Here is a 16,696-nt window from a genome sequence, read left to right on the forward strand (position 1 = left end):
TCAGGGAACGAACACCAGGTTCTGCAGCACCTGGCGGGCGACGGCCTCGTCGCCCTGCACGGTGAAGTGGATGTCGTCGACGGTGCCGCGCCCGGCGGCCCGCCGGGTCAGCGCATCGGTCGAGAGCGTGATGGTGGTGAACACGTCGTCCGGGTCGCCGTCGTGGGCGATACCGGAGAACAGCGGTATGCCGCGTGGCTTCCCGTCGTCGCTCGACTCCACCCAGACGCCGGCCCGGCCGACGACGGGGCCGGTGCTCTCGATGATGACGACGTTGCCCGGCGGGATCTGGGCGTTGCGGGCGATCAGCTTGGGCAATGACGCGAAGAGCAGGTGCATGAAGACGACGGCGCCACCGGAGTCCAGGTCCCCGGGACGACCGAGCGCCTGGCGGATGTCCTGCTCGTGCGTCCAGATGTCGAGGATCCGGGTGGGCAGGCTCTCGCTCAACGGGGCCGGGCCCCAGGCGCCCCGCACCACGGTGTCGAGGGTGACGCCGGGGGCGGTGAACTGCTCCACCCGTTGCGCCGCAATGGTCTCCAGCTCGGCGACCACCTTGGCGCCGACCATCGGCCGCCGGATCTCCACGGCCCGCTCGAGGAACTTCCCCTCGGCGTTGTGGATGTGCTCGTAGTCGGGCAGCTCGACCCGTGGGTTGTCGCCGCTGTGCAGCCACGACTCGAGGCCGACGACGTGCGAGATCTGGTCCTTGACGGTCCACCCCGGGCACGCGGTGGGCAGGGCGAAGTCGGCATCCGAGCAGGAGTGGCCGAGGTCGACCACCGCCTGGGTGGTCTGCTGGTAGGCCGCGACGAGTCCGGCCAGGTCTTCGGGTGCTGCCGGGTGCAGAGGCATGCCCCCACCCTACGAGCACGGGCTCTGTCCCGGTCGAACAGTTCGCTACCTAGGCTGTGCGCATGACCTCCACCGTCGCGGCCGCCGGGAGCACGGACCTGGGGCCGGCCCGGGTGCCGCTGCTGGCCCTCGGCGTCGCAGCCGTGCTGGCCTTGCCGCTCGCCGCGGTCATCGGCGAGGCAGCGACGGCACCGGTCGTCGCCGACCCCGGGGCCTTCGTCCGCTGGGGCATCCTCTACACCCGAGTGGTCCACGACCTGGCTGCGGCGGTGACGATCGGGCTGCTGGTCCACGCGGCATACCTCGTGCCGGAGACCACCCGCACGAACCGTCGCCTCATCGCCACCCGGCTCGCCGGGATCGCCGCCGGTCTGTGGGCGCTCGCGGGCGCCGCCGGCGCGGCCCTCACGATGGCCGACTCGATCGGCATCCCGCTGACCGACCCGGCCTTCGGGCAGCAGTTCACGACGTTCGCGTGGTCCTACGAGCCGACCCGGGTGGCGCTCGTCACCGCGGGGGTCGCGGCGGTGATCTCGCTCGGGGCGCTCGTCGCGAACAGCCGCGCCACGATGGCTTGGCTGTCCCTGCTCGCCGTGCTGGGCGTGCTGCCCCTGGCCCTCGCCGGGCACGCGGCCGGAGCCACCGACCACAGCACCGCCGTCAACGCGCTCGCGGTGCACCTCGTCGGGGTGACCGTCTGGGTCGGCGGCCTGCTGGCCCTCGCCCTGCTGCGGCCGTTGCTCGCCGAGGGCAGCAACAAGGGCAGCCACGACTTCGCCGCCACCGCGTCGCGCTACTCGACGCTGGCCGGCTGGTGCTTCGGGGCGGTGGCCCTGTCGGGCCTGCAGAGCGCGTTGATCCGGATCGGCCCGCTCAGCGACCTGGGCACCCGCTACGGCGTGCTGCTCCTGGTCAAGACGGCGGCCCTGCTGCTCCTCGGGTATGCCGGGTGGCGGCACCGCCGCTCGCTGCTCGCCGGCCTGCGGGCCGGCCGGGCCGCGGCGTTCCTGCGGCTCGTCGTCGTCGAGCTCGTGGTCATGGGCATCGCGATGGGCACCGCGGTGGCGCTCGCGCGCAGCGCCCCGCCGGTCCCGGACACCGCGGTCGACGACCCCTCCCCGGTGTTCGCGCTGACCGGCTACCCCGACCCCGGCCCGCTGACCGGCGACTCGTGGCTGACCTCGTGGACCACCGACTGGCTCTGGCTCAGCCTCGCGGTCGTCGCGGTGGGGCTCTACGTCGCCGGGGTGCAACGACTGAGGAAGCGGGGCGACGCGTGGCCGCTGCACCGCACCGTGGTCTGGGTGCTCGGCTGGGCGGTCTTCGTCTACGCGACCTCGGGTGCCCCGGGCGTCTACGGTCGGGTGCTCTTCTCGATGCACATGGTGATGCACATGGTCGTCGCCATGCTGGTGCCGCTCCTGCTGGTGCCGGCGGCCCCGATCCTGCTCGCGCTACGGGCCCTCCCGGCCCGCCCCGACAAGACCTGGGGACCCCGCGAGCTGGTCCTCCAGGTCGTCCACTCGCGGCTGCTCAAGGTGTTCGCCAACCCGGTGGTGGCGGCTGCGCTGTTCTTCTTCAGCCTGGCGATCTTCTACTACTCGCCGCTGTTCGAGCTCGCGCTGCGCACCCACACCGGGCACGTCCTGATGATGGTGCACTTCCTGCTCACCGGGTACCTCTTCACCTGGGTGCTCATCGGCATCGACCCGGGCCCGAAGAAGTGGCCACCGCTGATGCTGCTCGTCGTGCTGTTCGCGACGATGTCGTTCCACGCGTTCTTCGGGGTCGTCATGACCGGCAGCTCGACGCTGCTCGCACCGGGCTTCTTCGAGCTGGTGCGGCTCCCGTGGATGACCAACCCGCTCGGCAACCAGCACGAGGCCGGCGCGATCGCCTGGGGCATCGGGGAGGCGCCGACCGTCATCCTCACCCTGCTCGTCGCCGTCGCCTGGGTGCGCACCGACCGCGCCGAGACCAAGCGCAAGGACCGGCAGGCCGACCGCGACGGGGATGCGGAGCTGGCCGCGTACAACGCACACTTGCAGGAGCTCAAGCGCCGAAACGAGAGGCGGCAGTGAACGTGCGGGATGCGGTGCTGCGGGTGGCCGTGGTCCAGATTGCGTATGGCGACGACGAGTCGATGGACGACCGGATCGAGCGGGTCGCCGCGCTGGTGCGCGCCCAGGCCGGCCACGACCTCGTGGTGCTGCCCGAGCTCTGGGCGCCGGGCGGGTTCTCCTACCGCGAGTGGGCTTCCCGCGCGCAGCCCGTCGAGGGCTCGATCGGGTCGGCCATGTCGGCCGCGGCCCGGGACGCCGGGGTGCTGCTCCACGCCGGCTCGATCATCGAACGAGCGAGCTCAGGCCACGAAGGCTCGAGCGAGGTGGGGTCCGATGGTCGTGGCCTCTGGAACACCTCGCTCCTCTACGGTCCGGACGGCGGGCTCGTCGCGGCATACCGCAAGATCCACCGGTTCGGCTTCGGCTCGGGGGAGCCGAAGCTGCTCGACGCCGGCGAGGACATCGTCGTGGTCGAACGAGAAGGTTTCAGCGCGGGGCTGTCGACCTGTTACGACCTGCGGTTCCCTGAGCTCTACCGTCGCCAGCTCGACGCCGGAGCCACCGTCTTCATCGTGCCGGCCGCGTGGCCGGCCGCGCGGGTGCGGCACTGGACGTTGCTGGCGCACGCCCGAGCGATCGAGAACCAGTGCGTCGTGATCGCCTGCAACACCGGCGGCACCCACGCGGGCACCGAGATGGGCGGCCACTCGCAGGTCATCTCGGCGAGCGGTGAGGCGCTCGCGATGGCCGGCTCGGGCGAACAGGTGCTCAGCGTCGACGTCGACCTCGACGCCATCACCATCTGGCGCGACCAGTTCCCGGTCCTCCAGGACCGCCGGCTCTGATGCGCGCGAGTCATCGGCTCAAGGCCCCACCGCTGGTCGGGCGCGGCTGGCTCAACACCGCCGGCGCGGCGCTGTCGCTGGAGGAGCTGCGCGGCCGGATCGTCGTGCTCGACTTCTGGACGTTCTGCTGCGTCAACTGCCTGCACGTCCTCGACGAGCTGCGGCCGCTGGAGGAGAAGTTCAGCGACTCGCTGGTGCTCATCGGGGTGCACTCGCCCAAGTTCGAGCACGAGGCCGACCCGGACGCCCTCGCGGCCGCCGTCGAGCGCTACTCCGTGCACCACCCCGTGCTCGACGACCCTGACCTCATCACCTGGCAGGCCTACACCGCCCGCGCCTGGCCCACCCTCGTCGTCATCGACCCCGAGGGCTACATCGTCGCGTCGATGTCCGGTGAGGGGCACGCGCACGGACTGGCGGTCCTCGTCGAGGAGCTCGTGGCCGAGCACACAGCCAAGGGCACCCTCCGTCGTGGCGACTCCCCGTATGCCGCGCCGCCGGCTCCCGAGACCGCGCTGCGGTTCCCCGGCAAAGCGGCAGTCCTCGACGACGGGTCGTTCCTCGTCTCCGACACCGCGCACCACGAGCTCGTCTGGCTCGAGCCGGACCTGGTCACCGAGCGACGACGGTTCACGGAGGACCTCGCGGAGCCGCAGGGCGTGCTCGTGCTTCCGACTGCCACCGGCGACCGGGTGGGGTACGACGTGGTCGTGGCCGACTCGGTGCACCACCAGGTCAAGGGACTCCGGCTGGCCGACGGCGAGTGGATCCTGCTCGCCGGCACCGGCCGCCAGCTCCGCGAACGGTCCGGCAGCGGTCCCGCCCTCAAGCAGGACCTCTCCACGCCCTGGGACCTCGCCTGGTTCATCGACCGGGTGGTCATCGCCATGGCAGGCACCCACCAGCTCTGGGCGCTGCACCTGGCCACCGACCCCCAGGACAACACGGTCGCGGTGCTGGGCGGCACGTCGGCAGAGGGGATTCGCGACGGGGCCGCGGACGAGGCGTGGTTCGCGCAGCCGTCCGGGCTCGCCGTCTCGCCGGACGGCTCCCGCCTGTGGGTCGCCGACTCCGAGACCTCGGCGCTGCGCTCGCTCGACGTCACCGACGAGGGTTTCGTCGTCACCACCCACGTCGGCCAGGGACTGTTCGACTTCGGGCACCGGGACGGCCCCGCGGACCAGGCGCTGCTCCAGCACCCCCTGGGCGTCACCGTGCTGCCCGACGGGTCGGTGGCGATCAGCGACACCTACAACGGCGCGATCCGCCGGTTCGACCCCGCGACGTCGGAGGTCAGCACCCTCGCCCACGGCCTGCTCGAGCCGTCGGACGCAGTGGTCGAGCAGAGTGGGCCGGACGACGACTCGGATGGCTCGGTGCTCGTCGTGGTCGAGTCGGCCGCACACCAGCTGGTGCGGATCCCGTTGCCCGACAAGGCCCAGCGCGTCGACGGTCTCGCGCACCAGACCCAGCGCCCGCGCACCGAGGTCGCCCCCGGAGCGCTCACCCTGACCGTCCACTTCACCCCGCCCACCGGGCAGAAGCTCGACCACCGGTACGGCGACCCGACCCGGCTGATGGTCTCGGCCACCCCGGAGGGCCTCCTGCGTGACGGCGCCGGGAGCGCGCAGGGCCTGACCCGCACGCTGGTGCTCGACCCGGCGGCCGGGGACGGGGTGCTGCACATCTCGGTGCGGGCCGCCTCGTGCGACGGCGACCCGGTCACCGGTGAGGTGCCCGACCACGCGGCCTGCCATCTCTACCAACAGGACTGGGGCATCCCGGTCGTCCTGGTCGACGGCGCGACCGATCGCCTCGATCTCGACCTACGTGGAGCGTGACTGACCCACCAGGGCTCAGCTCCGCCGGGAGTAGATGACGGACTTCTTCCCTTGGGCATCGGTGTCGACCCGGTGCCAGTAGCGGGGATCGTGCGCTCGGCGGTGATGGTGTCCGCACAACGGCACCGCGAGCGCGACCCGCTGCGCCTCGGTGAAGAAGCGCTCCTGCCGACCGAGGTCGAGCGGCACCGACCTGCCCCCCAGCACCGCCGGGACGATGCCCGCGTTGCAGGCGAGCCGTCGCGCCTCGCTGGCTGAGAGGTCGTGGCCGGTGTCGAGGTGCGCCGCTCCGAGCGATGCCTTGAGCTGCTCGTGGTCGACCGTCACGACCACCGTCGCAGCGACCTTGCCCGAGAGGGTGTCGGTGGGCAGGTGCTCGAGCAGCTCCACGAAGGCGGAGCCGTAACGGTGCGCCCAGTCGCCGTCGGCGGCGCGGAAGGCGTCCCAGGTGGCGTCGGCGACCTCGGCAGCGGTCGTGGCACCGGCCGCCCTCGCTGCCTTGGCCGCCTGCTGGGCGAACCGCCGCGGCGAGGCGATCTGCTGGACCGTCTTGACGAGGGTCGCCGCGGCGAGGGTGGGCAGGGTGAAGTGGCCGCTGGTCGTGCCGTCGCCGTTCTGGTGCCAGGTGAGGCGCGACTTCGCCAGCGCCTCGTCCTCCTGGGTGCGCAGGACCTGGTCCTCGTGGGCGTCGACCTCCGCCTGCGACCGCTCGACCGCGGCCAGCGCCCGTCGGCCGTCGCGACGCAGGGTGCCGGGGTCGACGAGCTTGGCCCGGCGCACCAGCGCGGTCTCGATCGCGGTGCGCTCCGTGGCATCGAGGCCTTCCGGCAGCTGGGCGGTTGCCGTCGCGATCACCTGGGCGTGCTCGGTCGACACCGCACCGGCGGCCAGCGCCTCCCGGGTGGCGTCGAGGCCGTTGTCCAGGGCGGTCGCAAGGCGGACGTCGCGCGCTGCCTGGCTCCCCTCGCGTCGCGTGCGGGCAGCCAGCCAGGCACCGGTGCCGGTCATCCCCGACTCGGACGCCACCTCGGACCGGTCGGCCTCCGCGACCAGCGAGAGCCGCACCGCCTGCAACCGCGTGATCACCTTGTCCGCCATGCTCAGGGCGGCGCTGGCATCGGCGGCCCCGACCACGTCGCCGTGCGGCAGGCGATCAAGTGCCTCGTCGACCTCGCGCAGCACCTCGACCGTCCCGAGTGGGACGGTGTGGAGGGCGGCGGCTGAGGACATGTAGGCAACTGTAGTCGAACACATGTTCGAAGACAAGCACGATCCACAGGAAGCTGGCCAGAAAGATGGTCAGGTGCGTCGCACTGGGTGGCCGAGCCGGCCGAGCCCGACCCCCAAGCCCGGCCCGAGCCCGGAAGGGGCTGCTGGACCCGGGGTCGGTATGCGAAGAATGCGCCGCGTTGCCGCAGGTCAGGGCCTTTCGGCGGATAGAGTCGAGGCAACGGGCGACCAGTGCCCGCAATCCCCCAGGAGTGAAGCATGTACATCGGACTCGGCATCTTCCTGATCGTCGTCGGTGCGATCCTCACCTTCGCACTCAACGCGTCCACCGACGTGGTCAACCTCGAGGTGATCGGCTGGATCTGCATGGCCGCCGGCCTCCTCGCGATCCTGCTCTCACTCGTCGTGACGAACCGTCGTGGTGTCGGTGGTGGTGGCTACTCGGCCCGCCGGGTCAGCCACACCGACCCGGCCACCGGCACGCAGGTCGACGAGGTCGACGTCGACCGTGACGGTCGCGTCTGACGCACACCCGCAGTTTCACCGCCACGGGGCGGAGGGGAGAGCTCCCCTCCGCCCCGTCGTGCGTGCAGCGCCCGCGCGGGTAGTGCTCCCCATCGACGGGTGCACGCCACGTTCCTACCTTCGTCATCAGCAGCCGGTTCCACCAGGGGGACGGGCCGATCCGAAACACGAAGCAGGAGAACGCAATGCGCTCACTCACCCTCAGCCAGAAGCCGGTCCGGCTGGCCCTCGCCGGGGCCCTCGGCCTCTCGGTCGTCGCCGGTGGCGCGGCCATCGCCGACGCGGCCACGGGCACGATCCGGACCAGCGGGGCCACCCTCACGGTCCGCTCCGGCCCGGGCACCGGCTACCAGGCCGTGACCACGATCGCCAAGGGCACCAGGGTCGACATCCGCTGCCAGACCTACGGCACGACCGTCAAGGGCACCTACGGCACCTCGAACATCTGGGACAAGATCGGCACCGGCCGCTACGTCTCCGACGCCTACGTCTACACCGGTCGGGACGGCTTCGTCGCCCCCAGGTGCGGGGGCAGCACCCCGGCCCCGACCGGCGCGATCAAGGACGACTACCCCTACCGCGGCGCCACCTCCGGCGTCGACCCGTGGAACTTCTACAAGGGCCAGTGCACCTCCTTCGCCGCCTGGCGGGTGCGCCACAACCTCGGGGTCGCCTTCTCCAACTCCTACAAGGGCCAGCACTGGGGCAACGCCGAGCACTGGGACAACGCCGCCCGCGCCGCGGGCATCCCGGTCTACAAGTCCCCCCGGGTCGGCGACATCGCGGTCCGCAGCAGCGGCACCTGGGGCCACGTCGCCTACGTCGCCAAGGTCAACAGCGACGGCAGCTTCATGGTGGAGGAGTACAACCACGTGCGCTCCGACACCTACAGCTACCGCCGCGCCACGAAGGGCACCGGCAGCGAGCAGTTCAGCGACTTCATCCGCTTCACGTAGACGGACGCCCGGTCAGCCGTCAGGCTGAGACATCCGTTTGGCTCGCTGATCCGAACCACTGGTGAGTGCGCTCGTCCCCGGAGGGGAGGGCGGGACCACGACTCTGTCCAGACGCAGGGCAGGTATGCCGAAGGGCTGGCTTCCAGGGGAAGCCAGCCCTTCGGTCGTGCTGGGACCACGCGGCATACCTGCGTGGTGCAGTGAGGGACGCGTCAGAAGGCGGACTCGGGGACGTCCATCAGCGCGTTGTCGGTCGACTCGGCGATCTGGCGCTCGGCCGCGATCTTCGGCAGGACGTTGCGCGCGAAGAACGACGCGGCGGCGATCTTGCCCTCGTAGAAGTCGCGGTCCTTGGCCGAAACACCTTCCGCCCCAAGGGCCTTGGCGGCCACCGAGGCCTGTCGCAGCAACAGCCAGCCGATGATGAGGTCGCCGGCGGACAACAGGAGGCGGGAGGTGTTCTGGCCGACCTTGTAGAGGTTGGTGACGTCGCCACCGTCCTGCCGCGGGTCGGACTTCATCAGCTCACCGACCATGTAGCCGAGGATGCCCTGGACGTCCTCGAGGCCCTTGCCGAGCAGCTCGCGCTCGGTGTCGAGGCGCCCGCCGTCGGCCCCGAGGTCCTTGGCGAACTCCTGCACCTGCAAGGCCACGTGGGAGAGGGCCTGGGCCTTGTCGCGGATGATCTTGCGGAAGAAGAAGTCGAGGCCCTGGATGGCGGTGGTGCCCTCGTAGAGGGTGTCGATCTTCGCGTCGCGGATGTACTGCTCGATCGGGTACTCCTGCAGGAAGCCGGAGCCGCCGAGGGTCTGGAGCGACTCGGTGCCGAGCAGCACCCAGGCGCGCTCGGAGCCGACGCCCTTGACGATGGGGAGCAGCAGGTCGTTGACCCGGTTGGCCATCTCGGCCGGCGTGTCTGCGGCGATCGCCTCGGAGCCGGACTCGAGGAAGGCCTGGTGGACGGTGTCCTGCTGGGTCGCGGTGTACATCACCAGGGCGCGCAGGCCCTCGGCGTAGGCCTTCTGCGTCATCAGCGAGCGGCGGACGTCGGGGTGGTGGGTGATCGTGACGCGCGGCGCGGCCTTGTCGGTCTGCTGCGTCAGGTCGGCGCCCTGGACGCGCTCCTTGGCGTAGTCGAGCGCGTTGAGGTACGCGGTCGACAGGGTCGAGATCGCCTTGGTGCCCACCAGCATGCGCGCGTGCTCGATGACGCGGAACATCTGCGCGATGCCGTCGTGGGTGTCGCCGAGCAGGGTGCCGACTGCGGGCGCCTTGTCGCCGAACGTGATCTCGCAGGTCGTGGAGACCTTGAGGCCCATCTTGTGCTCGAGGTTGGTGACGTTGGCGCCGTTGCGCTCGCCCAGCTCACCGGTCTCGAGGTCGATCTGGAACTTCGGGACGATGAAGAGCGACAGTCCCTTGGTGCCGGGCCCGGCGCCCTCGGGGCGGGCCAGCACGAAGTGGATGACGTTGTCGGTCATGTCGGACTCACCGGAGGTGATGAACCGCTTGACGCCCGTGACGTTCCAGGTGCCGTCGGCGTTCTCGGTGGCCTTGGTGCGGCCGGCGCCCACGTCGGAGCCGGCATCGGGCTCGGTCAGCACCATCGTGCAGTGCCAGCCCTTCTCGACGATCCAGTGGGCGAGCTTCTTCTGCTCGTCGTTGCCGAGGATGTAGAGGAGGTTGGCGAACGAGTAGGAGGCCGCGAACATCGCGATCGCCGGGTTGGCGCCGAGCACCATCTCGTTCATGGCCCACTTGAGGCTGGGGGGAGCGACGGTGCCGTCGAGCTCGGCCGGCACGTCGACGCTCCAGAAGCCGGAGTCGACGTACGCCTGGTAGCTCTTCTTGAACGACTCGGGCATGGTCACCGAGTAGGTCTGCGGGTCGTAGACCGGCGGGTTGCGGTCGGCGTCCGAGAAGGACTCGGCCAGCTCGTGCTCGGCGAGGCGCGACACCTCCTTGAGCATCTCGCGGGCGGTGTCCTGGTCCACCTCCGAGTAGTGGCCCTGACCCAGCACCTCGCCGCGGCCGAAGACCTCGAAGAGGTTGAACTCCAGGTCGCGCAGGTTGCTCTTGTAGTGGCCCATCGCGGGCACCTCCACGTCTCGAAACGTCGTTGTCGTCGTGCGTTCGTCCTGTACCAGCAGCGTGTACTGGCCGGTAACATCCATGATGCTACTGACGAGTAACGAATGCAAGGCGTCTGTGGGATTCCCCACCAAACGGACCACCCGGAGCAGGGCGATCGGGTATGCCGGGCCCGCACGGGAGGTGCCCGGGCGCCGGTTGGCGGCCACGCGGCATACTCACGAGGGTGAGCGAGGAACCGCAGGAGCAGCCCGCGAGCCAGTCCAGTGGCGCCGTGCAGCGGGCCCGCGCCGACCTCGAGGCGGGTCGGGAGTGGAAGGCGCGCGAGCGGCTGGTCGGCCACCTTGCCGCGGAGTACGACGCGGAGGCGCTGGAGCTGCTCGGTGAGGTGAGCTACGCCATGCGCGACCTGCCGGCAGCGGGGGCGGCGTGGTTCGGCACGACCCGGCGCGGCAAGGACGTCGACGAGTCGGTCGAGGCGTGGCGCGAGCGGCACGGGGACCACTTCGCCCAGATGTGGAGCAGCCTGCCGCGGTCGGTGCGCGAGCTCGAGGGCAACAAGCGGGTGGACGCGCTGCGGCGCCGCGCCGAGCAGGTCGGCAGCTCCGGCGGGGCCGGTGGGGCGAGCAGCCCGGCACTGCCGGGACAGCCACGGCCGGGCCAGGCCCGCGCCTCCTCGGCGGACGACTCCGGTGAGGGCACCGACGCGGCCACGGTCATCGCCCTCGCCCTGGGCGTGCTGTTCGTGGCGTGCGCCGTGATCGGGCTCGTCACCGTGCTCGGCTGGCTGGTGCCCGGATGAGCGGCGAGCCCTCGGTCAGCGTGGGAGGTCCGCCACTGGTGCGGCCGGCAGTGGTGGCGCAGGTGGCCGACTCCGTGCCCGTCGCGGTGGGGGAGGACTGCGTGCGGGTGGCGGTCGACGGGGTCGACGGGTCGGGCAAGACGGTCTTCGCGGACGAGCTCGCCGCAGAGCTGGCCGCGCGTGGCCGGTCGGTGGTGCGGGTCAGTGCCGACGACTGGCACCAGGTGCGCGAGCTCCGCTACGCCCGGGGCCGCACGTCGCCGGAAGGCTTCTGGCTCGACTCCTACGACTACCCGCGGCTGCGGGCCGAGGTGCTCGACCCGCTCGGGCCGGGTGGCTCGCGGGACTACCGGCCGCGGGGCCACGACCTCGAGACCGACGAGGTGCTGACCGGTCCTGCCTCGCACGCACCGGCCGGCTCGGTGGTGCTGGTCGACGGGCTGTTCCTGCAGCGGGCCGAGCTGGAGGGCTGCTTCGAGCTCGCGATCTGGCTGGACGTGCCGTTCGAGGAGACCGCCGCGCGGATGGCGGAGCGCGACGGCACCTCGCCCGACCCCGAGGACCCGTCCATGCAGCGCTACGTCGGGGCCCAGCGCACCTACTTCGAGCAGCGCTCCCCGTGGACGCGCGCCGACCTGGTCGTCGACAACACCGATCTGGCCGCTCCCTTCGTCGTCACCGGCCGGTTCGACTGACCGGGGGGACTGACCTGCCGTGAGTGACGCTGCCTGACTGACGCTGCGTAACTGACGCTGCGCGGCTGCGGCGTGGGTGCTTCGCCCTGTCGGTGCCCCGTGTCACCCTCGGGGCATGGACAACCTCTCGGACGTGCTGCTGCTCCGCGCAGTCCAGGCCTGGTGCGACGTGTGCCTGGGCGAGCGCATCCTCGTGCCGGTCGTCGACGAGCTGCCCGGTGGGTTCTGCTGCACGGTCTGCGACACCGCGGTCTTCTCGGCCCTCGACGACCTGCCCGCCGTCGCCGCACTGCGCCGCTCTGCCTGACCTGGCGGCCTTCGAGGTGAACCCGCCGGGATTCTCCGGCGCGTTCACCTCGAACCGGGGAGCTCCAGGGCTTGGCCGAGGATCCGCGCGGCGTCGGGGAAGGCGCTGGGGTTGGGGCCGCTGTAGTTGAGCCGCAGGAACGGACCGGCCGGCTCGGCCGGGAACCACTCGGTGCCCGGCGCGATGAGCAGACCACCCCGTTCGCAGCGGGTCACGAGGTCGATGAGGTCGGTGCCGTCGGGCAGGCGGGCCCAGAGGTTGAGACCTCCCGTCGGCACCTGCTCCACGTGGGCCTGTGGGGCGTGGGTGTGGAGGCTGTCGAGCAGCAGGTCGCGACGGGCTCGGAGCTGCTCGCGGACGCTGCGCAGGTGGGTCTGCCAGGCCGGCTGGGTGACCACGTCCAGTGCGGCGGCCTGGAGCAGGCCGCTGACGTACATCGAGTCGGCGCCGCGGTCCACCAGGATCCGCTCACGCGCGGGGCCACGGGCGATGACGGCAGCGATGCGCAGCGCGGGAGAGACGCTCTTGGTGAGCGAGCGCAGGTAGATCACGTGGCCCGAATCATCGTGCGCCGCAACGGGTCTGGGCGTGGAGGTGATCCCGAAGTCGTGGGCCCAGTCGTCCTCGACGAGGAACGACCCGTGGGTGCGCACCACCTCCAGCACCTGCTCAGCGCGCTCGACCGACCACTGCGCGCCGGTCGGGTTCGCGTAGTTGGGCTGCCCGTAGAAGACGCGTGCACCGCTCTCCTCGAAGGCCCGGGCCAGCTCGTCGGGGTCCGGCCCGTCCGGCCCCGACGGCACTGGCACCACCCGCACCCCCGCCTGGGCCGCGGCGGTGATGGCCCCCCAGTAGGTCGGCGACTCCATGAGCACCGGCTGACCGACGGCGACCAGGGCTCGGAAGAGCGAGCTCAGGCCGCTCTGGCTGCCCGGCAGCACGATGACGTCGCTGGGCGAGGGCGGCGTGACGCCGACCGGGCTCGCCGCCCCGAGCTCGTGGGCGAACCACGACTGGAGCTCGGGCAGCCCCGCGACCGGCGGCCTGGACAGCGTCGTGTCCCCGCGCACCGCGCGGGTGAGGGCGGACCGCACCAGCCGCTCGGGCAGCAGCTCGCGCTCGGGATAGCCGGAGTGCAGGGCGATGACGTCGTTGGGCGCGCTGCGCATCGCGGTCGAGACCGCAGGGGTGCGCGACTGGGGTGCCCGCAGTGCCGCGGTCTGCCAGCCGTAGTCGGAGGGCCGCGCAGTCCGCACGGCCCGCACGAAGGTGCCGACCCCCGGCCGGCTCTCGACCAACCCCTGCGCGGTCAGCTCGCGCAGTGCCCGCTGCACGGTGACCGGGCTGGCCTGGTGGCGCGCGACGAGGGTGCGGGTCGACGGCAGCCGCGCGCCGGGCGGGGCGTCCGCGATCCAGTCACGCAGTGCCGCAGCGATCCGTGAACTGCTATCGTCGTTCATGACGCAGCATAGTAGCGCTACTCTCCCCGCACCGCTGGTGCTACCCACTCGTGCCTCGGTGGGCCTCTGGTGGGGCCTGGTCGGAGTAGCAGCCTTCTCGTTCACGGTCCCGTTCACGCGCGTGGCGGTCGGCGGCCTGTCGCCCCTCTTCATCGGGTCCGGTCGCGCTGTGATGGCTGCCGTCCTCGCCGCCGTCGCGCTCGCGGCGACCCGCCAGCGTGTGCCGCGTGGTCGGCAGTGGACGCGGCTCGCCGTCGTGGGCGCCGGGGTCGTCATCGGCTTCCCGCTGCTGACGTCCTATGCGCTGACCACCGCTCCCGCGAGCCATGGCGCGGTCGTCATCGCCCTGCTCCCGACAGCCACCGCCACGACGGCCGTGCTGCGCGGGCACGAGCGCCCGCCCGTGTCGTTCTGGGTCATCGCGATGGTCGGCGCACTCGCCGCGATGGGCTTCGCGTCGGCCCAGTGGGGCGGTCTGGGCCAGCTGCGCTGGTCGGACCTGCTGCTGTTCGGGGCGGTGGTGGCTGCCGCGATCGGTTACGCCGAGGGTGGGCTGCTCGCCCGCGAGCTCGGCGCGTGGCAGACCGTGTCGTGGGCGCTCGTGCTCTGCTCGCCGCTGATGGTCGTCCTGGCTGTCCTGTCCATCAGCCACCACGCTCCGTCGGCCACCGGCGTGCAGTGGGCGGCCTTCGCCTACCTCGGCGTCGTCAGCATGTTCCTCGGCTTCTTCGCCTGGTACCACGGACTCGCGATCGGCCCGATGGCCCACGTGAGCCAGGTCCAGCTCGTCCAGCCGGTCCTGTCCATCTCGTGGGCGGCGCTCCTCCTGGGCGAGGAGCTGACCTGGACCACGGTCGTCGGTGGACTGGTCGTGATCGCGTGTGCCGGCGCGGCCGTGCGGGTGCGACTCGGCATCCCCACGCTGCCCGGTGCGGGGAGAGGAGACTGACGCCATGTACGTGCCGCACGTCAATGCCCTGGACGACGAGCCGACGATCCGCGCGATGGTCGCGGAGATCGGCTCGGCGCAGCTGGTCACGACCGGGGCCGACGGCTACCCGCTGGCGACGCTGCTGCCGGTGGTCTGGCGCGGTGACACCGTCATCGCCCACTTCGCCCGGGCCAACGACCACTGGAAGGCGATCGGTGCCGACCAGCCCGCGCTGCTCGTCGTGACCGGGCCGCAGGCCTACATCTCGCCGACCTGGTACGCGGCCAAGGCCGAGCACGGCCGGGTCGTGCCGACCTGGAACTACTCGGTCGTCCAGCTCACCGGGCGCGCTACGGTGCACGACGACGTCGAGTGGTTGGAGGGCGCGCTCGACGAGCTGGTCGAGCACCACGAGGGGCATCGCGAGGCGCCGTGGCACCGCACGGATGCGCCCGAGAGGTACATCAGCGGCCAGCTGCGGGCCATCGTCGGGCTCGAGTTCGCGGTGGAGCGCGTGGAGGGCAAGGCCAAGCTCAGCCAGAACCGGTCCGACGCCGACCGCGCCGGGGTCATCGCGGGGCTGGACGCCGAGACGTCACCCGACGCCCACGCCGTCGCCGAGCAGATGCGGACAGGAGTGCTGCACCGCGGATGAACCCGGCCCGTTCGGGGGAGGTCCCCCTGCGGTGCGGGATGGCAGGATCGCCACCCGGTGGGCGCGGGCTCGCCGCGAGACCGACGCCGTGGGGGGACCGCCTTGAGCCAACTGACGACGACCGGCCGCTTTCGCATCGAGCCGACCTGGTGGGCGCCCATCGCGGTGGTGTGCGTGGCGGCGGTCCCGGTCGGCGCGTTCCTGCCGATCCTGCTGGGGCAGGTCGCTGGTGCGGTCGAGTTCCCGATCTCCATGGTGGGACTCGTCGCGGCCGTCATGGGCTTCATCCGGGAAAGCCGCGTGGGATGGAGGGTCGCCGCCCTCCTGGCCGGGCTCTTCCACCTGGCCCTGGTCGCCCTCTACGTGTACCTGAGCCTGCTCATGGAGGGCCTGCTGAGCTTCTAGCCCTGCTCGCGGTTCAGGAGTCGAGGTGGCCGGAGAACGTCGTGACCACCGGGCGCGGTGCGGTGTCGACGGCCAGCCGGAACACGTCGGGGCGGTGGTAGTGGCCCACCGGGTCGAACATCCGCCGTGCTGACTTGACCTTCCCGAGGTCGAGCTCGGCGACGAGCACTGCCTCCTCGTGGCGCGACGGTCCCGCGAGGACCTCGCCGTTCGGCCCGACGATGACGGTGTTGCCGGGCTCCACCCACGCTGGGTCGTCGGCGTCCACGCGCCACACCCGGTCGCGGTCGGGGAAGTCCTCCGGGATCTGGTCGACGCGCACACAGGGGTTCACGCCGATCACGAAGCAGCGGCCCTCCCGGGCGATGTGGCGCATCGTCGCGACCCAGCCGTCACCCTGCGCGAGGGTCGGTGCGACCCAGACGTCGACGCCCTGCGAGTAGAGGTAGAACCGCGCGAGCGGCATGTAGTTCTCCCAGCAGATCAGCCCGCCGAGCCGCCCGAACGACGTCGCGTAGGTGTCGAGCGTCGAGCCATCGCCCATGCCCCAGACGGTGCGCTCCGAGCCCGTCGGCATCAGCTTGCGGTGCTTGCCCATCAGTGAGCCGTCGGGAGCAAAGTAGAGCACCGTGTTGTAGATCGTGCTGCCGGTCGGCTCGCGCTCGTCGATCCCGATGACGAGGTAGACGCCGGCCTCCTTGGCCGCCGCGCCCATCCGCCGGGTCGCGTCGCTCGGCACGACCACCGCCTGGTCGGCCAGCAGCTCGAACCACTTCTCGTCGCCGTCCCAGATCGGCACCCCGTCGATCCAGATCGGCGTGCCCGGCACGAAGGCCTCAGGGAACACGACCAGGTCCGCTGCACGCACCTCTGGGCTGGCCAGCAGCGCCTCGACCTTGGCGAGCGTCGCCGCACGATCCATGAGGACGTATGCCGCCTGCACGGCTGCAACGGTCAGCGTGGCCATCTCCGGCCTCCAGTCCTGCGAAGTGCGGCTCCCTGCTCCGACCACTCAGACGATGACCCTGCCCCGGT

Annotated in this window: 16 protein-coding genes; 11 read left to right on the forward strand and 5 right to left on the reverse strand. The window is 71.5% G+C overall.

All coding sequences use genetic code 11. The annotated features are described in order from the left end of the window. Positions 1-855, reverse strand: coding sequence for a maleylpyruvate isomerase family mycothiol-dependent enzyme (locus ASG95_RS01605; protein ID WP_082592252.1), 855 nt, complete (start codon positions 853-855; stop codon positions 1-3). A gap of 62 nt (positions 856-917) precedes the next feature. Here ASG95_RS01605 and ASG95_RS01610 point away from each other — a divergent pair, with 62 nt between their 5' ends. The 3 genes from ASG95_RS01610 to ASG95_RS01620 are packed head-to-tail and all read left to right on the forward strand — an operon-like array spanning position 918 to position 5,604. Then, the gene (locus ASG95_RS01610; protein ID WP_057376314.1) at positions 918-2,936 is read left to right on the forward strand and encodes a cytochrome c oxidase assembly protein; all 2,019 of its coding nucleotides are present in this window, start codon (positions 918-920) and stop codon (positions 2,934-2,936) included. Next, positions 2,933-3,763, forward strand: a complete 831-nt coding sequence (locus ASG95_RS01615) for a carbon-nitrogen family hydrolase (protein ID WP_369820347.1) — start codon at positions 2,933-2,935, stop codon at positions 3,761-3,763. The genes ASG95_RS01610 and ASG95_RS01615 overlap by 4 nt, the downstream gene beginning before the upstream one ends. Further along, positions 3,763-5,604, forward strand: a complete 1,842-nt coding sequence (locus ASG95_RS01620; RefSeq protein ID WP_057376315.1) for an NHL domain-containing thioredoxin family protein — start codon at positions 3,763-3,765, stop codon at positions 5,602-5,604. Before ASG95_RS01615 ends, ASG95_RS01620 begins: the two co-directional genes overlap by 1 nt. Positions 5,605-5,619: 15 nt before the next feature. Here the strand turns inward: ASG95_RS01620 and ASG95_RS01625 are convergent, their stop codons facing one another. Beyond that, positions 5,620-6,834 (reverse strand): DUF222 domain-containing protein, encoded by a 1,215-nt coding sequence (locus tag ASG95_RS01625; RefSeq protein ID WP_057376316.1) that lies wholly within the window; start codon positions 6,832-6,834, stop codon positions 5,620-5,622. Positions 6,835-7,092: 258 nt separating this feature from the next. On the opposite strand from ASG95_RS01625, the gene ASG95_RS01630 reads away from it, so the two are divergent. Together ASG95_RS01630 and ASG95_RS21550 are read left to right on the forward strand one after the other, a co-directional pair. Then, complete coding sequence (locus ASG95_RS01630; RefSeq protein ID WP_157581679.1) at positions 7,093-7,359, forward strand: DUF6458 family protein; 267 nt, start codon at positions 7,093-7,095, stop codon at positions 7,357-7,359. A 185-nt stretch (positions 7,360-7,544) separates the two neighbouring features. Beyond that, entirely contained in the window at positions 7,545-8,315 is a 771-nt protein-coding gene (locus ASG95_RS21550; RefSeq protein WP_162259341.1) for a CHAP domain-containing protein, read from the forward strand. Positions 8,316-8,527: 212 nt separating this feature from the next. Here the strand turns inward: ASG95_RS21550 and ASG95_RS01640 are convergent, their stop codons facing one another. Beyond that, positions 8,528-10,405: an acyl-CoA dehydrogenase gene (locus tag ASG95_RS01640; protein ID WP_057378668.1), complete on the reverse strand. Its 1,878-nt coding sequence runs from the start codon at positions 10,403-10,405 to the stop codon at positions 8,528-8,530. A gap of 227 nt (positions 10,406-10,632) precedes the next feature. Between ASG95_RS01640 and ASG95_RS01645 the strand changes: the two genes are divergently transcribed. The 3 genes from ASG95_RS01645 (at position 10,633) to ASG95_RS01655 (ending at position 12,210) form a co-directional block, all read left to right on the forward strand. Beyond that, positions 10,633-11,208, forward strand: coding sequence for a DUF6584 family protein (locus ASG95_RS01645; RefSeq protein WP_157581680.1), 576 nt, complete (start codon positions 10,633-10,635; stop codon positions 11,206-11,208). Continuing rightward, a complete protein-coding gene (locus tag ASG95_RS01650; RefSeq protein WP_057376318.1) occupies positions 11,205-11,903 on the forward strand; it encodes a hypothetical protein in 699 nt (232 codons plus the stop codon). The genes ASG95_RS01645 and ASG95_RS01650 overlap by 4 nt, the downstream gene beginning before the upstream one ends. A 115-nt stretch (positions 11,904-12,018) precedes the next feature. Continuing rightward, positions 12,019-12,210, forward strand: a complete 192-nt coding sequence (locus ASG95_RS01655; RefSeq protein ID WP_057376319.1) for a hypothetical protein — start codon at positions 12,019-12,021, stop codon at positions 12,208-12,210. 44 nt (positions 12,211-12,254) lie between these two features. Here the strand turns inward: ASG95_RS01655 and ASG95_RS01660 are convergent, their stop codons facing one another. After that, the gene (locus tag ASG95_RS01660) at positions 12,255-13,670 is read right to left on the reverse strand and encodes a PLP-dependent aminotransferase family protein (protein ID WP_057376320.1); all 1,416 of its coding nucleotides are present in this window, start codon (positions 13,668-13,670) and stop codon (positions 12,255-12,257) included. Between ASG95_RS01660 and ASG95_RS01665 the strand changes: the two genes are divergently transcribed. The 3 genes from ASG95_RS01665 (at position 13,669) to ASG95_RS01675 (ending at position 15,661) form a co-directional block, all read left to right on the forward strand. Further along, positions 13,669-14,619: a DMT family transporter gene (locus ASG95_RS01665; protein WP_057376321.1), complete on the forward strand. Its 951-nt coding sequence runs from the start codon at positions 13,669-13,671 to the stop codon at positions 14,617-14,619. The genes ASG95_RS01660 and ASG95_RS01665 overlap by 2 nt on opposite strands. Before the next feature lie 4 nt (positions 14,620-14,623). After that, positions 14,624-15,256, forward strand: a complete 633-nt coding sequence (locus ASG95_RS01670) for an FMN-binding negative transcriptional regulator (RefSeq protein ID WP_057376322.1) — start codon at positions 14,624-14,626, stop codon at positions 15,254-15,256. A gap of 102 nt (positions 15,257-15,358) precedes the next feature. Then, on the forward strand, positions 15,359-15,661 hold the full coding sequence (locus tag ASG95_RS01675; RefSeq protein ID WP_157581681.1) for a hypothetical protein: 303 nt from the start codon (positions 15,359-15,361) through the stop codon (positions 15,659-15,661). A gap of 13 nt (positions 15,662-15,674) precedes the next feature. Here the strand turns inward: ASG95_RS01675 and ASG95_RS01680 are convergent, their stop codons facing one another. Next, positions 15,675-16,628, reverse strand: a complete 954-nt coding sequence (locus ASG95_RS01680; protein WP_057376324.1) for a carbon-nitrogen hydrolase family protein — start codon at positions 16,626-16,628, stop codon at positions 15,675-15,677. Between the last annotated feature and the right edge of the window lie 68 nt (positions 16,629-16,696).

Origin of the sequence: Phycicoccus sp. Soil803 (assembly GCF_001429685.1) — a bacterium.
In the GTDB taxonomy this organism is placed as follows: Bacteria; Actinomycetota; Actinomycetes; order Actinomycetales; family Dermatophilaceae; genus Pedococcus.